Origin of the sequence: Pseudomonas sp. TWI929 (genome assembly GCF_039673335.1) — a bacterium.
In the GTDB taxonomy this organism is placed as follows: Bacteria; Pseudomonadota; Gammaproteobacteria; order Pseudomonadales; family Pseudomonadaceae; genus Aquipseudomonas.
The window spans coordinates 1-348 of sequence record NZ_JBDJLK010000200.1; the positions used below are offsets into that span (position 1 = coordinate 1).

At 60.6% G+C, this 348-nt stretch carries 1 protein-coding gene; it reads left to right on the forward strand.

Annotated elements, in window-relative coordinates:
• A partial coding sequence (locus ABE456_RS28555; RefSeq protein WP_346646914.1) for a thiamine pyrophosphate-binding protein occupies positions 1–348 on the forward strand: 348 nt, incomplete at both ends.

The window sequence follows — 348 nt, forward strand, 5'->3', positions numbered from 1 at the left end:
GTGTTCGGCATTCCTGGTGAGGAAAACCTCGACCTGCTCGAATCCCTGCGCAAGTCGAAGATCAAGCTGGTACTGACCCGCCATGAGCAGTCTGCAGGTTTCATGGCTGCCACTTACGGTCGCCTGACCGGCAAGACCGGCGTCAGCCTGTCGACCCTCGGCCCTGGTGCCACCAACCTGGTCACCGCCAGCGCCTACGCCTACCTGGGCGGCATGCCGATGATGATGATCACCGGCCAGAAGCCGATCAAGAAGTCCAAGCAGGGCCGCTTCCAGATCATTGATGTGTGCGGCATGATGGACCCCATCACCAAGTACACCCACCAGTTCGCCTCGGCCGACAACATC